Annotated in this window: 12 protein-coding genes, 1 other RNA gene, 1 pseudogene and 1 riboswitch; of the genes and pseudogenes, 12 read left to right on the top strand and 2 right to left on the bottom strand. The window is 41.2% G+C overall.

What is annotated here, in order from left to right; genetic code table 11:
• The first annotated feature begins 18 nt into the window (after nucleotides 1–18).
• The 12 genes and pseudogenes from rnpB to M1381_06155 all read left to right on the top strand — a co-directional run bounded on the left by rnpB (nucleotide 19) and on the right by M1381_06155 (nucleotide 12,811).
• Nucleotides 19–360: RNase P RNA component class A (gene rnpB, locus M1381_06210), an RNA gene on the top strand.
• 108 nt (nucleotides 361–468) lie between these two features.
• On the top strand, nucleotides 469–1,512 hold the full coding sequence (locus M1381_06205; protein MCL4478679.1) for a DnaJ domain-containing protein: 1,044 nt from the start codon (nucleotides 469–471) through the stop codon (nucleotides 1,510–1,512).
• Nucleotides 1,505–3,067: pseudogene (gene dnaK / locus M1381_06200) on the top strand (molecular chaperone DnaK). Before M1381_06205 ends, dnaK begins: the two are co-directional and overlap by 8 nt.
• A gap of 14 nt (nucleotides 3,068–3,081) precedes the next feature.
• Entirely contained in the window at nucleotides 3,082–3,660 is a 579-nt protein-coding gene (locus M1381_06195) for a hypothetical protein (protein ID MCL4478678.1), read from the top strand.
• Nucleotides 3,657–4,862 carry an argininosuccinate synthase gene (locus tag M1381_06190; protein ID MCL4478677.1) on the top strand — a complete coding sequence of 402 codons (1,206 nt, stop codon included), beginning with the start codon at nucleotides 3,657–3,659 and terminating at the stop codon, nucleotides 4,860–4,862. The genes M1381_06195 and M1381_06190 overlap by 4 nt, the downstream gene beginning before the upstream one ends.
• A 14-nt stretch (nucleotides 4,863–4,876) precedes the next feature.
• On the top strand, nucleotides 4,877–5,911 hold the full coding sequence (locus M1381_06185; protein ID MCL4478676.1) for a rod shape-determining protein: 1,035 nt from the start codon (nucleotides 4,877–4,879) through the stop codon (nucleotides 5,909–5,911).
• Between the two features lie 9 nt (nucleotides 5,912–5,920).
• Nucleotides 5,921–6,754 carry a rod shape-determining protein MreC gene (mreC, locus tag M1381_06180; GenBank protein ID MCL4478675.1) on the top strand — a complete coding sequence of 278 codons (834 nt, stop codon included), beginning with the start codon at nucleotides 5,921–5,923 and terminating at the stop codon, nucleotides 6,752–6,754.
• A gap of 104 nt (nucleotides 6,755–6,858) precedes the next feature.
• Nucleotides 6,859–7,359: a hypothetical protein gene (locus M1381_06175; protein ID MCL4478674.1), complete on the top strand. Its 501-nt coding sequence runs from the start codon at nucleotides 6,859–6,861 to the stop codon at nucleotides 7,357–7,359.
• A complete protein-coding gene (gene mrdA, locus M1381_06170; protein MCL4478673.1) occupies nucleotides 7,360–9,180 on the top strand; it encodes a penicillin-binding protein 2 in 1,821 nt (606 codons plus the stop codon).
• A complete protein-coding gene (gene rodA / locus M1381_06165) occupies nucleotides 9,177–10,274 on the top strand; it encodes a rod shape-determining protein RodA (GenBank protein MCL4478672.1) in 1,098 nt (365 codons plus the stop codon). Before mrdA ends, rodA begins: the two co-directional genes overlap by 4 nt.
• A gap of 1 nt (nucleotide 10,275) precedes the next feature.
• Entirely contained in the window at nucleotides 10,276–11,712 is a 1,437-nt protein-coding gene (gcvPB, locus tag M1381_06160; GenBank protein MCL4478671.1) for an aminomethyl-transferring glycine dehydrogenase subunit GcvPB, read from the top strand.
• A gap of 160 nt (nucleotides 11,713–11,872) precedes the next feature.
• Nucleotides 11,873–11,975, top strand: a riboswitch (TPP riboswitch).
• Nucleotides 11,976–12,013: 38 nt separating this feature from the next.
• On the top strand, nucleotides 12,014–12,811 hold the full coding sequence (locus tag M1381_06155) for a sulfide-dependent adenosine diphosphate thiazole synthase (protein ID MCL4478670.1): 798 nt from the start codon (nucleotides 12,014–12,016) through the stop codon (nucleotides 12,809–12,811).
• 235 nt (nucleotides 12,812–13,046) lie between these two features.
• Here the strand turns inward: M1381_06155 and glgA are convergent, their stop codons facing one another.
• Nucleotides 13,047–14,519: a glycogen synthase GlgA gene (glgA, locus tag M1381_06150; GenBank protein MCL4478669.1), complete on the bottom strand. Its 1,473-nt coding sequence runs from the start codon at nucleotides 14,517–14,519 to the stop codon at nucleotides 13,047–13,049.
• Nucleotides 14,516–15,514, bottom strand: coding sequence for a galactose-1-phosphate uridylyltransferase (gene galT, locus M1381_06145; GenBank protein MCL4478668.1), 999 nt, complete (start codon nucleotides 15,512–15,514; stop codon nucleotides 14,516–14,518). The genes glgA and galT overlap by 4 nt, the downstream gene beginning before the upstream one ends.
• Nucleotides 15,515–15,583: the final 69 nt, after the last annotated feature.

Here is a 15,583-nt window from a genome sequence, read left to right as displayed (position 1 = left end):
GATTAAGCTATAATCGGATCAGGATAACGGATGGCTGCTCTGTACACGCAGAGAGGAAAGTCCGGACTTCAATGGACAGGATGGTTCATAACAAGAACTGAGGGTAACCTTAAGGAAAGTGCAACAGAAAGTAAACCGTCCGCTTCTGCGGATAAGGGTGAAACGGTGAGGTAAGAGCTCACCAGTATCGTGTGTGAGCATGGTAGCTATGTAAACCCCATCCGAAGCAAGATCGCATAAATAGGCGCTTGAGGGCGGTCCACCCGATGCCTATGGGTCGGTCGCTTGAGGCTGTCAGTAATGGCGGTCCCAGACAAATAGCCATCAAAACAGAATCCGGCTTACAGTTATCCTGCTCCTATTTAGTGTCTCTTTGGGGGATGGTTTAAATCCAGCGCCTCACAGGCTTACGTGGTTGAGTGCGAGGCTCTCTATTGATTTATGACATAAAAGAGGTATAAAGATTGCATGGATTTTATAACCGGTATTCCAAAGTTAAATTCTAATATATCTTATAATGAGCTGCAACTTACACCAACAGAGGGCTACTTCCTTTCAAGGATAGATGGTGTAAGTTCTGTAGAAGATATAGCTTCCGTGAGCGGCTTGCCGTACGATGAGTCTATTGATGTCCTTAGAACTCTATGGGCTAAAGGTATTTTTGTAATAGAAGGACTTGAGATGACTCTGCAAAACGGGCAAATGAATAATATAGAATTAACTGAAGATGAGAAGAATGCAATTGAGAAAATGGCAAAGCTCATAAAAGAAGGCACGTTCTATCAAATATTATCGGTACCCTTTGATGCAAAGCCGGAGCAGATCAAAATGAAATTCTTTGAGTTATCAAAAATTTACCATCCGGACAGATATTTCAGAAAAAACATAGGGCATTACAAAGATATGCTTACGATGATCTTTAAAAAACTTTCAGACGTTTACGATACCCTATACGATCTAAAAAAGAAACAGATGTATAATACGGTATTAAAAAAACTGGTTTTACAAAAAAATCAACCCGTAAGACCGGCGGATACGGGTAAATCCTCCCCAGCACCTATTGAGAAGGATTTACAGAAACCGAGAGCGGATACAGTTGCAGAGCGAACAGTAAAGATAGAGAGGCAGGAAAATGATAATCCGGACATAGGAGGAATGATCTTATCAATAAAAAATAAACTCAGCAGCGGAATGGTGGAGCAGGCGATAGAAGAGGTTGATAGGCTGGCAGATAAAGGCATAAGGGAGACCCTGCTGCCTTTATTGATAGCAAAGCATTATCTTAATCGGGATGATTATATTACAGCAAAAGGGTATGTGCAAAAGGCAATAGAATATGATAACAACAATATTGAAGCCTACGAACTACTTGGTAGCATTTATTTTAAATTTAAGCTATACAGAAATGCTATAAAGGTGTATGAAACCATACTTAGGATACAGCCGGAAAATGTACTTGCAAATAAAAAAATAATGGATATAAAAACATTAATGGTAAATAAATATGGGTAAAGTAATCGGAATAGATCTTGGGACGACCAATTCTTGTGTAGCTTTGATGCTAAACAAACAGCCTGTCGTGATTCCCAATAAGGCAGGCTATAGAATTACGCCGTCCTATTTTGCAATAACAAAGGATAATAAAAGACTTGTGGGTAATCTTGCAAAGAGACAGGCCGTCATCAATCCGGAGAATACGGTATTTGCATTTAAAAGATTGATAGGAAGAAGGTTTGATTCTCCAAGTGTGGAAAAGGCAAAGCAAACCGTTGCATACGGGCTTGTCGACGGCTCTAACGGAGACGTAAGGGTTAATATCGCAGCGAAGGAATACAGCATGCCGGAGATATCGGCAATGATACTGATAGAATTAAAAAAGGTTGCAGAAGAATATTTGTCCGAGGAGATAAAAGAGGCTGTTATCACAGTTCCGGCTTATTTTAATGATAATCAAAGACAGGCGACAAAGGATGCCGGCAGAATAGCAGGGCTTGATGTATTGAGGATCATAAATGAACCAACAGCAGCTGCAATAGCCTATGGCTTAAATAGAAAGGTGGATAATGAAAAAGTGCTTGTCTATGATTTTGGAGGAGGAACATTCGATGTCTCTATCCTTGAAATACATAAAGGCGTGTTTGAAGTCATTTCCACCGCTGGGGATACGTACCTCGGCGGAGAAGATATAGACAACAAATTGATACAGCTATTTATAAAAGAGATAAATGAATCGATAGGTGTTAATTTGAGTTCTGACAGAATGTCACTGCAAAGGTTGAAAGAGGCATCGGAGAAGGCAAAGATAGAATTATCCGGAGCAAATGAAACTATGATTAATCTGCCCTTTATTGCCTATGACAAGACAGGTCCAAAACACTACACGCGAAGGCTGGCAAGGCATGAATTAGAGGCATTATCAAGCGACCTGATTGATAAAACCATTGAGATTGTAAAGGAAGCATTAAATAATGGCGGACTTAAGCCGACCGATATTGATGAAATCATACTCGTCGGCGGACAGACACGTATGCCTTTGCTTGTTGAGAAGGTAAGAAAGTTTTTCGGAAAGGCATCACATAAAGGAGTAAATCCGGATGAGGTTGTTGCCATTGGTGCCGCAATAGAGGCAGCTTCATTGGCAGAGGGCACCAGTGATATGCTGTTACTTGATGTTACACCACTTTCGCTCGGTATAGAGACTCATGGTGGAGAATTTGCAAAGATAATAGAGAGAAATACAACAATACCTGCCAAGAAGAGTCATGTATTTACAACATCTTACGACAATCAAACGGCGGTAAGAATAAGGGTTTTTCAAGGTGAGGACGTGACTGCAGAAGAAAATGAACTGCTCGGAGAGTTTGTTTTGTCTGGCATCAAATCAGCCAAGAAGGGTGAACCGAGAATAGAAGTAAGCTTTGATATCGATAACAATGGTATAGTGAATGTTTCTGCGGTTGATCTTGATACAGGACTCGAGAATAAAATAGAAATAGTCTCAAGCAATAAACTTACAGAAGATGAAATAAAAACCATGTCGGATGAAGCTAAACTTTATGAGATCGATTTGAAAGACGAACAATGAAGTCCGCTGAAGAGATTCTGAAAAATGAGGAGATACTCCATCTTTTCGAGCATGGGTTAGATACATTTGCACAGGGTGATTTTGTAGGCTCACAGAGGATATGGAAAAAGATTTTAGAACGCGATCCCGGTAATGAGCTTGCCATGGATTACATTAACGGAACAGAGGAAGAAATACCTTTTGAGGATAAAAAAGGCTCGTACAAAGAACTGCTGGATGAAGCGATCAGATTGATTGGGAAAAACGAGCCCGAGCCTGCTTACGAGTTATTGCAGATGATTATAATAGATAATCCCGGTGATGAGAAGGCTAAAGAATTCTTTAATACAACAAAAGGGATTTTGTTGAATAATTACTTAAATGAAATCGGCAGCACCCGTGCCGTACCAAAGTTGAAAAAAGAGATGGAAGATATTATGAAAATTAATCTATCAAAGGAAGCTGCATTTATAGTATCCCTTATCGATGGTAGTTCAAGTATAGATGATTTACTCGCTTTAAGCGGGCTTGAGACTTTTCCCTTTATGAGGAATGCGGTGATGTTAATTAGAAACGATATTATAACTCTTAAATGAACAGCAGGGAGGATGAGGTGAAACAGGTAAAGAAAGTGGTAGTTGCATATTCGGGCGGACTGGATACATCGGTTATCCTGAGGTGGCTGAAAGAGAAGTATAATTGTGAGGTAATTGCATTTATAGCGGATCTCGGACAGGGAGAGGATCTCGAAGCTGTCAAGAATAAGGCATTAAAAACAGGCGCAGTAAAGGCTTATGTAAAAGATGTGAAGGATATTTTTGTATCGGATTATGTATTCCCCATGTTAAGGGCGAATGCTATTTATGAAGGGACTTATATGCTCGGAACATCTATTGCAAGGCCATTGATAGCAAAAACCCAGATGGACATTGTAAAACAAGAAGGTGCTGACGCTGTAGCACATGGTGCAACAGGAAAAGGCAATGATCAGGTAAGATTTGAATTAACATATTATACAATCGATCCGAGGATTAATGTAATAGCTCCATGGCGGGAATGGGAATTTAAATCAAGAACCCAGCTTATAGAGTATTCGAAAAACCATAATATCCCGGTTACGGCAACCGTGGAAAAACCTTATTCAAGCGATAGAAACATCTTTCACATAAGCTACGAGGGCGGTATCCTTGAAGATCCATGGTCAGAGCCTCCTGAAGATATGTACACATTGATAACGCCCGTTGTAAAGGCACCAGATAAAGCTGCCTATATAGAAGTAAGCTATGAAAAGGGAAATCCGGTTGCTGTAAATGGTAAAAGTATGACGCCGCTTAAACTACTCGAAGAGTTAAACAGAATAGGCGGCGAGAACGGAATCGGAAGGGTAGACGTTGTAGAAAACAGATATGTTGGAATAAAATCAAGAGGTGTGTATGAAACCCCGGGAGGCACAATTCTTCACTACGCGCACAGGGCTATGGAATCCATAACCCTTGACAGGGAGGTATACCATATAAAAGACAGCATGATAACAAAGTACTCTGAAATGATATACTATGGTTATTGGTTTTCACCCGAAAGAGTTGCATTGCAGACTTTTATTGATGAAACCCAAAACCATGTAACAGGTGACGTCAGGTTAAAACTCTACAAGGGTAATGTTATCGTAGTTGGAAGACGTTCACCCCATTCATTGTATAATCAATCGCTTGCCACGTTTGAAGAAGAACATGTCTACAATCAAAAAGACGCAGAAGGGTTCATAAAGATCAACGCCCTTAGATTAAAAAGGTTTTAAAACAAGGAGATAAAATGGCAGGCTTTTTTCTAAGTTTATTTTCAAATGACCTGAGTATAGATCTTGGAACGGCTAACACCCTTGTCTATGTAAAAGGTAAAGGTATAGTCACAAATGAGCCGTCCGTTGTTGCTGTGTACACGGACAGCAAGGGCATAAAAAAGATACTTGCTGTCGGCAATGATGCAAAAAAGATGCTTGGACGAACACCCGGTAACATAGCCGCGATAAGGCCCTTAAGAGAAGGCGTAATTGCAGACTTTTATATCACGGAGCAGATGCTCAAGTATTTTATAAATAAGGCTCAGAACAATCGTTATACACTGATGAGACCGAGAATCATAGTATGCGTGCCTCTTGGACTCACACCGGTGGAGAGAAAAGCTGTAAAAGAATCGGCAGAGTCGGCGGGTGCAAGGGATGTATTCCTTATTGAGGAACCAATGGCGGCTGCAATAGGCGCGGGTCTTGATATAACAAAACCCACAGGTAATATGATCGTGGATATCGGCGGAGGCACAACAGGTGTTGCCGTTATATCCCTCTCAGGGATTGTTTATTCGCATTCGATAAAGATCGGCGGTGATAAAATGGATGATGCAATCGTTAATTACATGAAGAAGAAATACAACCTATTAATAGGTGAGTCTACATCGGAAGAGATAAAAATGTCTATCGGCAGTGCATACCCATTAAATACCCCATTGAAGTACAATGTTAAAGGCCGGGATCTGCTCACGGGTATTCCTAAAGTGCTTGAAATAACCGATGAAGAGATACTCGAAGCACTTCAGGAGCCGCTTGAATCAATAATTGATGTGATAAAAGAAGCACTCGAGCATACACCGCCCGAACTCGCAGCAGACATAGTGGAAAAGGGTATTGTGCTCTCAGGAGGAGGCTCAATGCTAAAGAATCTTGATATTCTCATAAGAGAGCACACCGGGCTGCCGGTTATACTTGTAGATGAACCGCTCACCAGTGTGGTAAAAGGCAGCGGGCAGGTACTTGATGAATTCTCAAAATTAGGTAATGTGCTTTTAACATAATATAATAATATGTGGAATTGGCTAGTAAGCCATCACAGGCACGTAATCGTTATATTTGCTCTATTAATAGCCTTTCAGGTTGCCTTCTCCGATATATTCTCAAAAGGTCCTCTTGTTTATCCGTCAAAGCTTATATTTGACGCAAGCTCTTATGTAATGGAAGTAGCGAATAACGGTATAAATAACATAAAGAACCTCTGGCTCGATTATATTAGCCTGATAAATGTAAAGAAAGAGAATACAAAACTAAAAGAGCAAATCGCATTACTCAGATTAAGACTCGGATTGCTTGAAAGCACAAGCACAGAATACAATGCTTTGTTGAATTTACTCAATCTTCCGCTTCCGGAAGAAGATATTTCCTATACCACTGCAAAGGTTATAGGCAGGGACCCGGACTTGATGTTCAGGTCCATAATTGTAAGTAAGGGAGGCATTGATGGCATAAAAGATGGAGACGGGGTTATTTCTCCTTCAGGTGTGGTCGGGAAGGTCATAAAAACCGGTTCTCATGCATCGGAGGTTTTATTGCTTACAGGTAATGAGAGTTACGTGGAAGGTATAGACAGCAAAACCATGATAAGGGGCATAATAAATGGGATTGATGATGAACATCTCAGGTTTATGTATATACTCCAGGATGCCCCTGTCAATGAGGGTGATCTCATCATTACCGGCGGCGAAGACGGAACCTTTCCGGAAGGTATTAATATAGGTACTGTCGTTTCGGTAAAGAGAAATGAGGCTGGGTCAATGTTTAAAGATATTATTGTCAAGCCGTCAATTGATATAAATAACCTGAACTATGTAATGATTATCACAGGACGGACACATAAAAAATAGAGTTAATCCTGGAAACGCATTTGAAGAATATGGAAGTCTCTCAGCCTGTTGCAATTTTCTGGTTAATGATGCACGATTTATTACAAAACAATGGACAATCTAACATGAAATATATTGAATTAATATTAGCCATAGTGCTGTTGTCGATATTGCAGCCAGTAACGAATAACTACTTACCCTTTTATATGTCTCCGGATCTGTTGTTGATTCTGACCGTGTATATCGCATGTTTCTACAGATATTATACGGGTTTATCCGCGGTATTACTTATAGCATACATTTCACACGCGTTGAGCGCCGGGGACGTGTGGTTTTATTTGTTCCTTTACATCGTTATGTTTTATGTAACATATCTGATAAAGCACATATTTGATATAAAACGATTTATAACAATAGCAACCCTTGTTATGAGCATAACCGTGCTAAAACCGTTTATCGTACTTGTTGTGACCTCTTTATCAGGCTCAGCAGCGTACATCTTTTATGCAAATATCGTTATAGCTGTTAAGCAGCTTATTCCAAACGTTGTGATAAGTTATATTATGTATAAGCTGCTGCCATATATGCTTAAGGACTTTGATTTTAATACGGAGAGCTTTAATTAGATGCCCTTTCGCGATGAATTCAATATCTATGATCCGGAAACGCCTGAAGTAAATAGGACGTATAAGATCATATTGATAATCCTTGGTATGTTGGTTTTCGTGCTTATTATAAGGCTGTGGGATCTCCAGATATACAGAGGGGCAAAGCTTGAATACTATTCACAGAGTAATCATTTAAAAAGCCTTATCATATATGCGCCAAGGGGACACATATACGACAGGGATGGCTTTTTGCTTGCCGGAAATACCGTTAGTTATTCTTTATACATAACACCCCCCGAATTCCATAAAAATGAAGAAGCCATGTTGTCAGACATAACAGGCATAATGCCCGTGGATATAAATGACAAATTATCGGATTGGGATGGTTTTTCATACACACCGGTACTGATAGATCCATACCTCTCATGGAAGGAAATGTCGGTGATTCTGGCGAATAAACTATTCTTGCAGGGTGTAAATATTGAGTGGCAGACAAGGCGTAAATACACATTTAGTAAGGCAATGTCACACATAATCGGATATGTTAGAGAGGTAAATAAAGATGAACTTGATACCGTAAACCGGAATAACCGGATTAAGTATTCACCTGGTGACTTTATAGGTAAATACGGAATTGAAAAAGAATACAATGATAAGCTTGTAGGCATTGACGGAGCCACGATAAAGCTTGTTGATGTAACGGGCAAAGAAATAAAAACGTATTCGACAATCAATCCAATAAAAGGCAGTCCGATAACATTAACCATAGATGCAAGGTTGCAAGATTACACAGCTAAGCTGATGGCACCGCATATAGGATGCGCAATAGCCATGGATCCCACAACCGGTGCCGTTCTTGCGATGGTCAGCGAGCCGTCTTTTGATATAAATGATCTTTCTTCGCACCTAACCCCTACAAAGTGGGATAGTATAATAAATAATCCGTTTCATCCTCTGGAGAACAAATGCATTCAGGCCATGTTCGCCCCAGGTTCTACATATAAACCGGTTATTGCGGTAGCAGGGTTGCAGGATAATGTTATAAGTCCGGCATATAAAATATTTGATCCCGGCTATTTTAAGGTGGGAAACCAGATTTACCACGACTGGAAAAAAGGCGGGCATGGCTGGGTTGATATGCACAAAGCAATAGTTCAATCGTGTGATACGTATTTTTACAGACTCGGTGCACTTCTTGGCGTGGATCGGATAGCCGAGTATGCAAGGTTATTTGGATTTGGAAGGTTGACCGGAATAGATCTTCCATCCGAGAAAGCAGGCATTGTCCCGACATCCAAATGGAAAGAGCAGATTTTTCACGAGCCGTGGTATGCAGGGGATACGCCACCTGTGGCAATAGGTCAGGGCTACGACCTTGTAACCCCCTTGCAGCTGCTTGTTGCTTATGTGGCTATTGCCAATGGCGGTAATATAATGAAACCGCATTTGTTGTTCAATCGGTTTAAAACGCCGGGGGATTACATAACTTCAAAACTTGGGGTTTCTGAAAACATACTTAATATTGTTAAAAAAGGCTTATTGGGTGTTGTCAATGAACCGGGTGGAACTGCGCCCAGCGCCAGGATTAAAGGTATATCTGTTTCAGGGAAAACGGGTACTGCGCAGGTTATAAAAGAAAGTGTGTTCAAAAATGTGCCGGAATCAAAAATACCGTTTAAATTCAGGGATAATGGATGGTTTGTAACTTATGCCCCGTCCGACAACCCCCGTATAGCAGTCGTGGTACTTATAGAACATGAAGGTCACGGCGGTTCTTCATGTGCACCCATAGCAAGGAATATGATGGATTTTTATCTGCACGGAGATAAGATACAATGAATAAAAAAACCGCATTATTGGATTTTAATCTCATAATACCACTCCTGCTTTTAATCATCATTTCCATTGTAAATCTTTATAGTGCAGCAACAGGGCTAAACGGGCTGTCAAAAATATTTTACAAACAACTTTTATGGTACGGTATCGGTTTTATATTTATAGGCATATTTCTTTACATCGATTACAGAGTATTAAAGAAATTATCTATTATTCTGTACATCTTAACCGTACTCCTTATATTGATGACCTTATTCAAGGGAAGATCCGCTTATGGTGCACAGAGATGGCTTTCATTGGGACCGATTTCTTTTCAGCCTTCTGAACTTGTAAAATTCTCGGTGATTCTTGTTTTAGCCAATTATTTTGAAGAATATTGGTCTGGGCAAGGTTACTCGCTGAAGGACCTTTTAATCCCATTAATATATGTGTTAATACCTGCTCTACTTATTATAAAACAACCCGACCTCGGTACAGGAGTCATAGTTTTAATGATAGGCGGGGCCATGATCTTGTTCTCAAAGGTAAAATTAAGGACTCTTTCATTTTTTATTTTAGTAACTTTATTCATAATACCCCTTGGCTGGCATTTTATGAAACCGTATCAAAAAGACAGGCTTATTACATTCGCAGATCCTTACAAAGATCCGCTAGGAGCTGGGTACCACCTTCTGCAGTCAACGATAGCGGTCGGCTCGGGTCAGATTTTTGGTGTAGGATATTTAAAAGGCACACAGAGTCATCTTAAATTTTTACCGGAGGCGCATACCGATTTCATTTTTTCTGTTCTTGCAGAGGAATGGGGATTTGTTGGATCCATTATTGTTATTATACTATTTATGCTCATAATTGTAGAAGGGCTGAACATATCAAGGTACGCAAAGGACAGGTTCGGCGTGTTCCTTGCTTTCGGCATTACCGTGTCGATTTTTCTCCAGTTTTTTATTAATATAGGAATGTGTACGGGGATTTTGCCGGTTGTTGGAATTACCCTGCCGTTTATGAGCTACGGAGGAACGTCTTTACTTATTTTTATGTTTCAGGTTGGTATATTGCTTAGTATACATTTAAGAAAATACAGGTTTGAAGAGGTGTAGTATGAGAAGTAAGCCGATAGTAGAAGAAAAGGTAATATTTGAGTATGCCCGTAACAATGCAGAGATGCCGTCAGATAAAATCACGGATATCCCGCAGCAGTACATTAGAGAGGAGATAAAAGAAATGCCGGATCTTTCCGAGTCCGGGGTTGTAAGGCATTTCACACGACTGTCTTACATGAACTACAATCTTGATACAGGCATGTATCCTCTCGGCTCATGCACAATGAAGTACAACCCCAAAGTCATGGAAGAGGTATCACGTTATGATGAATTCTCATCCATTCATCCGATGTTACCTGAATCATTAAATCAAGGCTTGCTAAGGCTTATTTACGGTGCAGAGCAGTACTTGAAAGTGATCACCGGACTCGATGCGTTTTCTTTGCAGCTTGCCGCAGGTGCGCATGGAGAGCTTGCGGGTATGCTTATTGCAAAAAAATATCACGAACTTAATAAAACAAATAAACACACGATACTGATTCCGGATACAGCCCACGGGACCAATCCTGCAAGTGCAGCGATGGCTGGATTCAAGGTGATCAATATCCCATCTGGCAGGAATGGCATGATAGAGGCGAACACGATCGGGCGGTTTATGAATGATGATGTTGCGGGCATTATGCTTACGATCCCAAATACGCTCGGCATTTTCGAAGAAGATATTCTAAAGATATCGCGAATGATCCATGATACCGGGGGACTCGTTTATGTGGACGGTGCAAACTTTAATGCCTTAATCGGCATGGCCCGGTTTAAAGATATGGGCGTTGATATTGTACATTTGAATCTGCACAAAACGTTTGCAACCCCGCACGGCAGCGGAGGTCCAGGTGCAGGGGTTATCGGCGTGACCGAAGATTTAAAAGAGTTCCTGCCCGTTCCTGTTATCAAAAAAAATGGAGGCAGGTTTGTGCCGGATTATTCACTCAAGAACACGATAGGCAGGATGATAAGTTTTTACGGTAATGTCGGCATCATAATCAGGGCTTATGTGTACATGCGCATGGTGGGAATCAAAGGAGCGAAACAGGTTTCCGATATCGCAACGGTTAATGCGAATTATATAAAGTCGAAGTTGAAAGATGTCTACCATTTGCAATACCCAACCCAGACGCTCCACGAGGTTGTTTTTGATGATGTGTATCAGAATGGGAACGGTGTAAAAACACTGGATATCGCAAAAAGACTCCTTGATTACGGTTTTCACCCGCCAACGATCTATTTCCCTTTGATAGTTCATGGTGCAATCATGATAGAACCGACAGAGACAGAATCAAAAGATGAACTCGATAGGTTTATCAGTGCAATGCGTTCCATATCGGATGAATGCAAATCAAACCCGCAGCTCGTTAAATATGCGCCTCATGCGGCGCCTATCAAAAGGGTTGACGAGGTCATGGCGGCACGTTCTCCTAAGTTAGTCTATACAAAATGATCGGGGCCGGGTCTGCACGTTTGACAAAAAAGTTTGATTTGAAGTTATACATATCACCGTTTCAAATTTAACGGCAGATAATTATAATCAAAAGATTCCCACGGCTTTTACGCCGGGGAGCTTTATTCGACTTGACAAAAGATTTTTTTGTGTTTCAATGAGGATATCCAGGGGGAGCTGAAGAAGCTGAGAATCCTTAAGAGGATAAACCCCATGAACCTGATCTGGATAATACCAGCGAAGGAATGGATGGATATAGTCAATCATAATCCCTCTGGAAATACAATAAAAGAGGTGCAGTATGGAAAGAGGGAAAAGGGTGTTTGCTTCCGTATCGGAAGCAGATGTAACAAGGGCAATAACCAGAGGGTATCTTAAACAGCTTGACGATTATGCAAAATCCGATGTCGTAATAGTGGGGGCAGGACCAAGCGGGTTGGTGGCGGGCGCTGAGCTTGCAAAGACAGGATTAAAGACGCTGATCATCGAGAGGAACAATTACCTTGGGGGCGGGTTCTGGATAGGGGGCTATTTAATGAACAAGGTTACTCTAAGAGCTCCTTCTCATAAGTTTCTCGACAAGCTTGGCGTTCCTTATGAAGAGGCTTCGGACTCGCTTTTTGTTGCCGACGGTCCGCACGCTACTTCAAAACTAATTGCTTATGCATGCGATTCGGGTGTGAAGTTTTTAAGCCTTACAATGCTTGATGATCTTATTGTAAAGAATGACAGGGTTACAGGCGTTGTCATAAACTATGCCCCGGTTAATGCACTCCCAAGAGAAATAAGTTGTGTGGATCCCGTTGCTATAGAATCAAAGATTGTGATTGATGCTACCGGTCATGATGCAAAAGCGGTAAAGAAACTCGAAGAAAGAGGACTTGTTAAAACAAAAGGTATGGGAGCTATGTGGGTTGAGGAGTCGGAGGAGGGGATTATCGAATACACAAAAGAGGTATACCCGGGACTCATGGTAACCGGTATGGCTGTTTCAACAACCTTTGGTCTGCCAAGGATGGGACCGACATTTGGGGCCATGTTGTTATCCGGGAAAAGAGCGGCAGAGATTGTAAAAGCAACCCTGGTTGTAAACGCATAACTCAAGGATGCATTTGAAAATAATAAAGTTCGTGCTGTAAGCAAAAAAAGATACCGAAAATGTCGCGCGGCACTTTAAAAGGAATCCATGGTTTCAACTTCATGGATTCCTTTTTTGTATTAACCAAACGGTGATTTTAAAAAACTGGAAAGACCGTGGAGCGGGAGAAACAATGCGGCCCTTGCTTTTCCGGCAGGTTCATGCCTCTGCCGCCATGTAAGGATGTTGCAATGGTTTATGTTATTGAATTGCGGTTGCCGTGTAAGTAAGATATGTTTAAGTAGGTTTTATACAATAACTCATAGTAACCTGCGCTTTTGTCCCATGAAAAATCATACAGCATGCATTGTTTTATAAGCCGCTGCCATCTCGTTCTGTCATTGTACACGGCAACAGCCTTCTTTATCTCAGTCAGCATGTTTTCTGAAGAGTTGGAACCGAATTTAAAGCCATTGCCTGTTTCCTTTAATGGATCATACTCTTCTATTGTATCATTTAAGCCGCCCGTTGCCCTGACGATTGGTATTGTCCCGTATTTAAGGCTGTACATCTGATTCAAACCGCACGGTTCATAAAGAGACGGCATGAGATACATATCACAACCCGCCTCAATGAGGTGTGCAATTGCGTTATCAAAGCCGATCTTTATACCGCATCTGCCCTTATATTTGTTTGCAAGCTCCCTCAGCTTATCTTCGTAAATCTTGTTTCCAGAGCCGAGTAAAACGAATTTTATACCCATTGATATGATTCCGCCAATCGCCTCCAAGATCAGTTCTATGCCCTTTTGCCTGTCAAGCCTTGTTATCATCCCTATGATGGGGGCGTCGGCAGCGTCAAGGTTGAATAATCTATTCAGAAAATTTTTATTATCGGCTTTAAACTCGATGTTGTTAAAATCATACTTGTTGGGTACGTATCTGTCATTTTTTGGATTCCATTGTTCATAATCAACGCCATTCAGTATGCCGAAGAGGTCGTTCTTCCTCGTTTTTAGTATGCCCTCCATTCCATAACCATATTTGGATGTTAGTATCTCTTTACCGTAGGTAGGGCTTACGGTTGTTACGGCATCGGAAAAAACGATGCCGGCTTTCAGAAAGCTTATGTTTCCATAATATTCAAGGTACTCGCTTGTAAAGTATTTATTATCAATACCTAAGAGAGGCATATCAAAATACCAGAACAATCCCTGGTATCCGATATTATGTATGGTAAATATGGACACAGCGCCTCCGAGCATATCTCTATAGAGTGTTTTCATGTATGCGGGTACGAGGCCGGACTGCCAATCGTGGCTATGGATTATATCCGGATGATATCCGAGTCTTTTTATAAGCTCGAGTGAAGATCTCGAAAAGAAGATAAATCTTTTCGAGTTATCTTTATAATCAATGCCGCTCTTATCAAGATAAAGGCCGTCTCTAAAGAACATCTCATCGTTTTTTATGAAATAAGCTTTTACCCCTTGCTTCATGTCTATGTAATAGATGTCCGCACGCGTATCCGTGCCGTTAATATCAACCGTAAACTCAATGGCGTGTTTCTTTGGTTTAAAATTTTCAGCTGTCGATTTGTAGAGTGGGGAGATCACTATGACCTCATGACCGATGTTTGCAAGTGAGGCGGGCAGAGCACCAGCGACGTCAGAGAGACCGCCCGTTTTTGAGAATGGAAAAACTTCGGATGCTATGTGTGCTATGATCATGCTAACTCTCTTAAGTATCTGGCAGCATCCTCGGGTTGAGTGGGGTTTATAAAGAAACCCGTTCCCCATTCAAAACCTGCAACCTTTGTTAAGATTGGAATGATCTCAAAGTGCCAGTGGTAATGATCAAGCTCATCGGTGGTAAGCGGTGATGTGTGCAGCATGAAGTTGAAAGGCGGATGGCTAAGGGCCTTGTCGAGTTTCATGATCACTTCAAGAAAGATATTGGAAAGGCTTTCAATCGCATCGTTAGATATGTTTTCAAAATGGGAGAGATGCTTTCTCGGCAGTATCCATGTTTCGAATGGAAATCTTGATGCGTAAGGTGCAAATGAAATGAAATCCGGATTCTGGGTTACGAGCCTGCTTTTATCTACTATCTCCTGCCTAATCATATCGCAGAATATGCACCTTTCCTTGTACTCATAATAATCTTTTGCGCCGTTCAATTCCTCCTCAACCGCTATCGGGATTATCGGCAGTGCTATAAGCTGTGAATGTGTGTGCTCGAGTGATGCGCCCGCGGCTTCACCGTGATTTTTGAATATAAGCACATACTTGAATCTATTGTCCCGTTTGAGATCCCTTATGCGTTCCCTGTACGTCCATAATACGTCCTTCATCTCACCGGCTGAAAACATTGCCATTTCTTTATTGTGGTCGGGTACTTCGATTATAACCTCGTGCGCACCGATACCGTTTATTTTGTCATACATGCCGTCACCCTCTCTGTTGAGTTCGCCCTCTATTCTCAGGGCGGGGAATTTATTGGCTACCACTCTCAGAGACCAGCCGGATTTGTTTGGCTGCGAGCCGTTCCTTCTTATCGCAAGGATCTCGGGCGGGGTATTGCTCTCATTGTTATAATCAAAAGGACAAAACCCGTTTTCAGGCTTTTTAGGCTCAGGCACACTAAAATCAGAAGGTCTTTTTGATCTTTCGGTTGATATTATAATCCATCTGCCGACGATCGGATCTTTTCTTAACTCAGGCATTATGTCCTCCTAATTTGTTACCGGTATCAAATATAAAATAATACGTCATTCCCAACTTTTTGTTCATAA

The organism is Deltaproteobacteria bacterium (genome assembly GCA_023382265.1).
Classification (GTDB): domain Bacteria; phylum JAMCPX01; class JAMCPX01; order JAMCPX01; family JAMCPX01; genus JAMCPX01.
This window is presented reverse-complemented; position numbering and strand designations above follow the sequence as displayed.

Excerpts from the sequence above, each read along its gene's own strand:
- M1381_06205 (MCL4478679.1), top strand. The coding sequence starts at position 469 with ATGGATTTTATAACCGGTATTCCAAAGTTAAATTCTAATATATCTTAT.
- M1381_06195 (MCL4478678.1), top strand. The coding sequence starts at position 3,082 with ATGAAGTCCGCTGAAGAGATTCTGAAAAATGAGGAGATACTCCATCTT.
- M1381_06190 (MCL4478677.1), top strand. The coding sequence starts at position 3,657 with ATGAACAGCAGGGAGGATGAGGTGAAACAGGTAAAGAAAGTGGTAGTT.
- M1381_06185 (MCL4478676.1), top strand. The coding sequence starts at position 4,877 with ATGGCAGGCTTTTTTCTAAGTTTATTTTCAAATGACCTGAGTATAGAT.
- mreC (MCL4478675.1), top strand. The coding sequence starts at position 5,921 with ATGTGGAATTGGCTAGTAAGCCATCACAGGCACGTAATCGTTATATTT.
- M1381_06175 (MCL4478674.1), top strand. The coding sequence starts at position 6,859 with ATGAAATATATTGAATTAATATTAGCCATAGTGCTGTTGTCGATATTG.
- mrdA (MCL4478673.1), top strand. The coding sequence starts at position 7,360 with ATGCCCTTTCGCGATGAATTCAATATCTATGATCCGGAAACGCCTGAA.
- rodA (MCL4478672.1), top strand. The coding sequence starts at position 9,177 with ATGAATAAAAAAACCGCATTATTGGATTTTAATCTCATAATACCACTC.
- gcvPB (MCL4478671.1), top strand. The coding sequence starts at position 10,276 with ATGAGAAGTAAGCCGATAGTAGAAGAAAAGGTAATATTTGAGTATGCC.
- M1381_06155 (MCL4478670.1), top strand. The coding sequence starts at position 12,014 with ATGGAAAGAGGGAAAAGGGTGTTTGCTTCCGTATCGGAAGCAGATGTA.
- glgA (MCL4478669.1), bottom strand. The coding sequence starts at position 14,519 with ATGATCATAGCACACATAGCATCCGAAGTTTTTCCATTCTCAAAAACG.
- galT (MCL4478668.1), bottom strand. The coding sequence starts at position 15,514 with ATGCCTGAGTTAAGAAAAGATCCGATCGTCGGCAGATGGATTATAATA.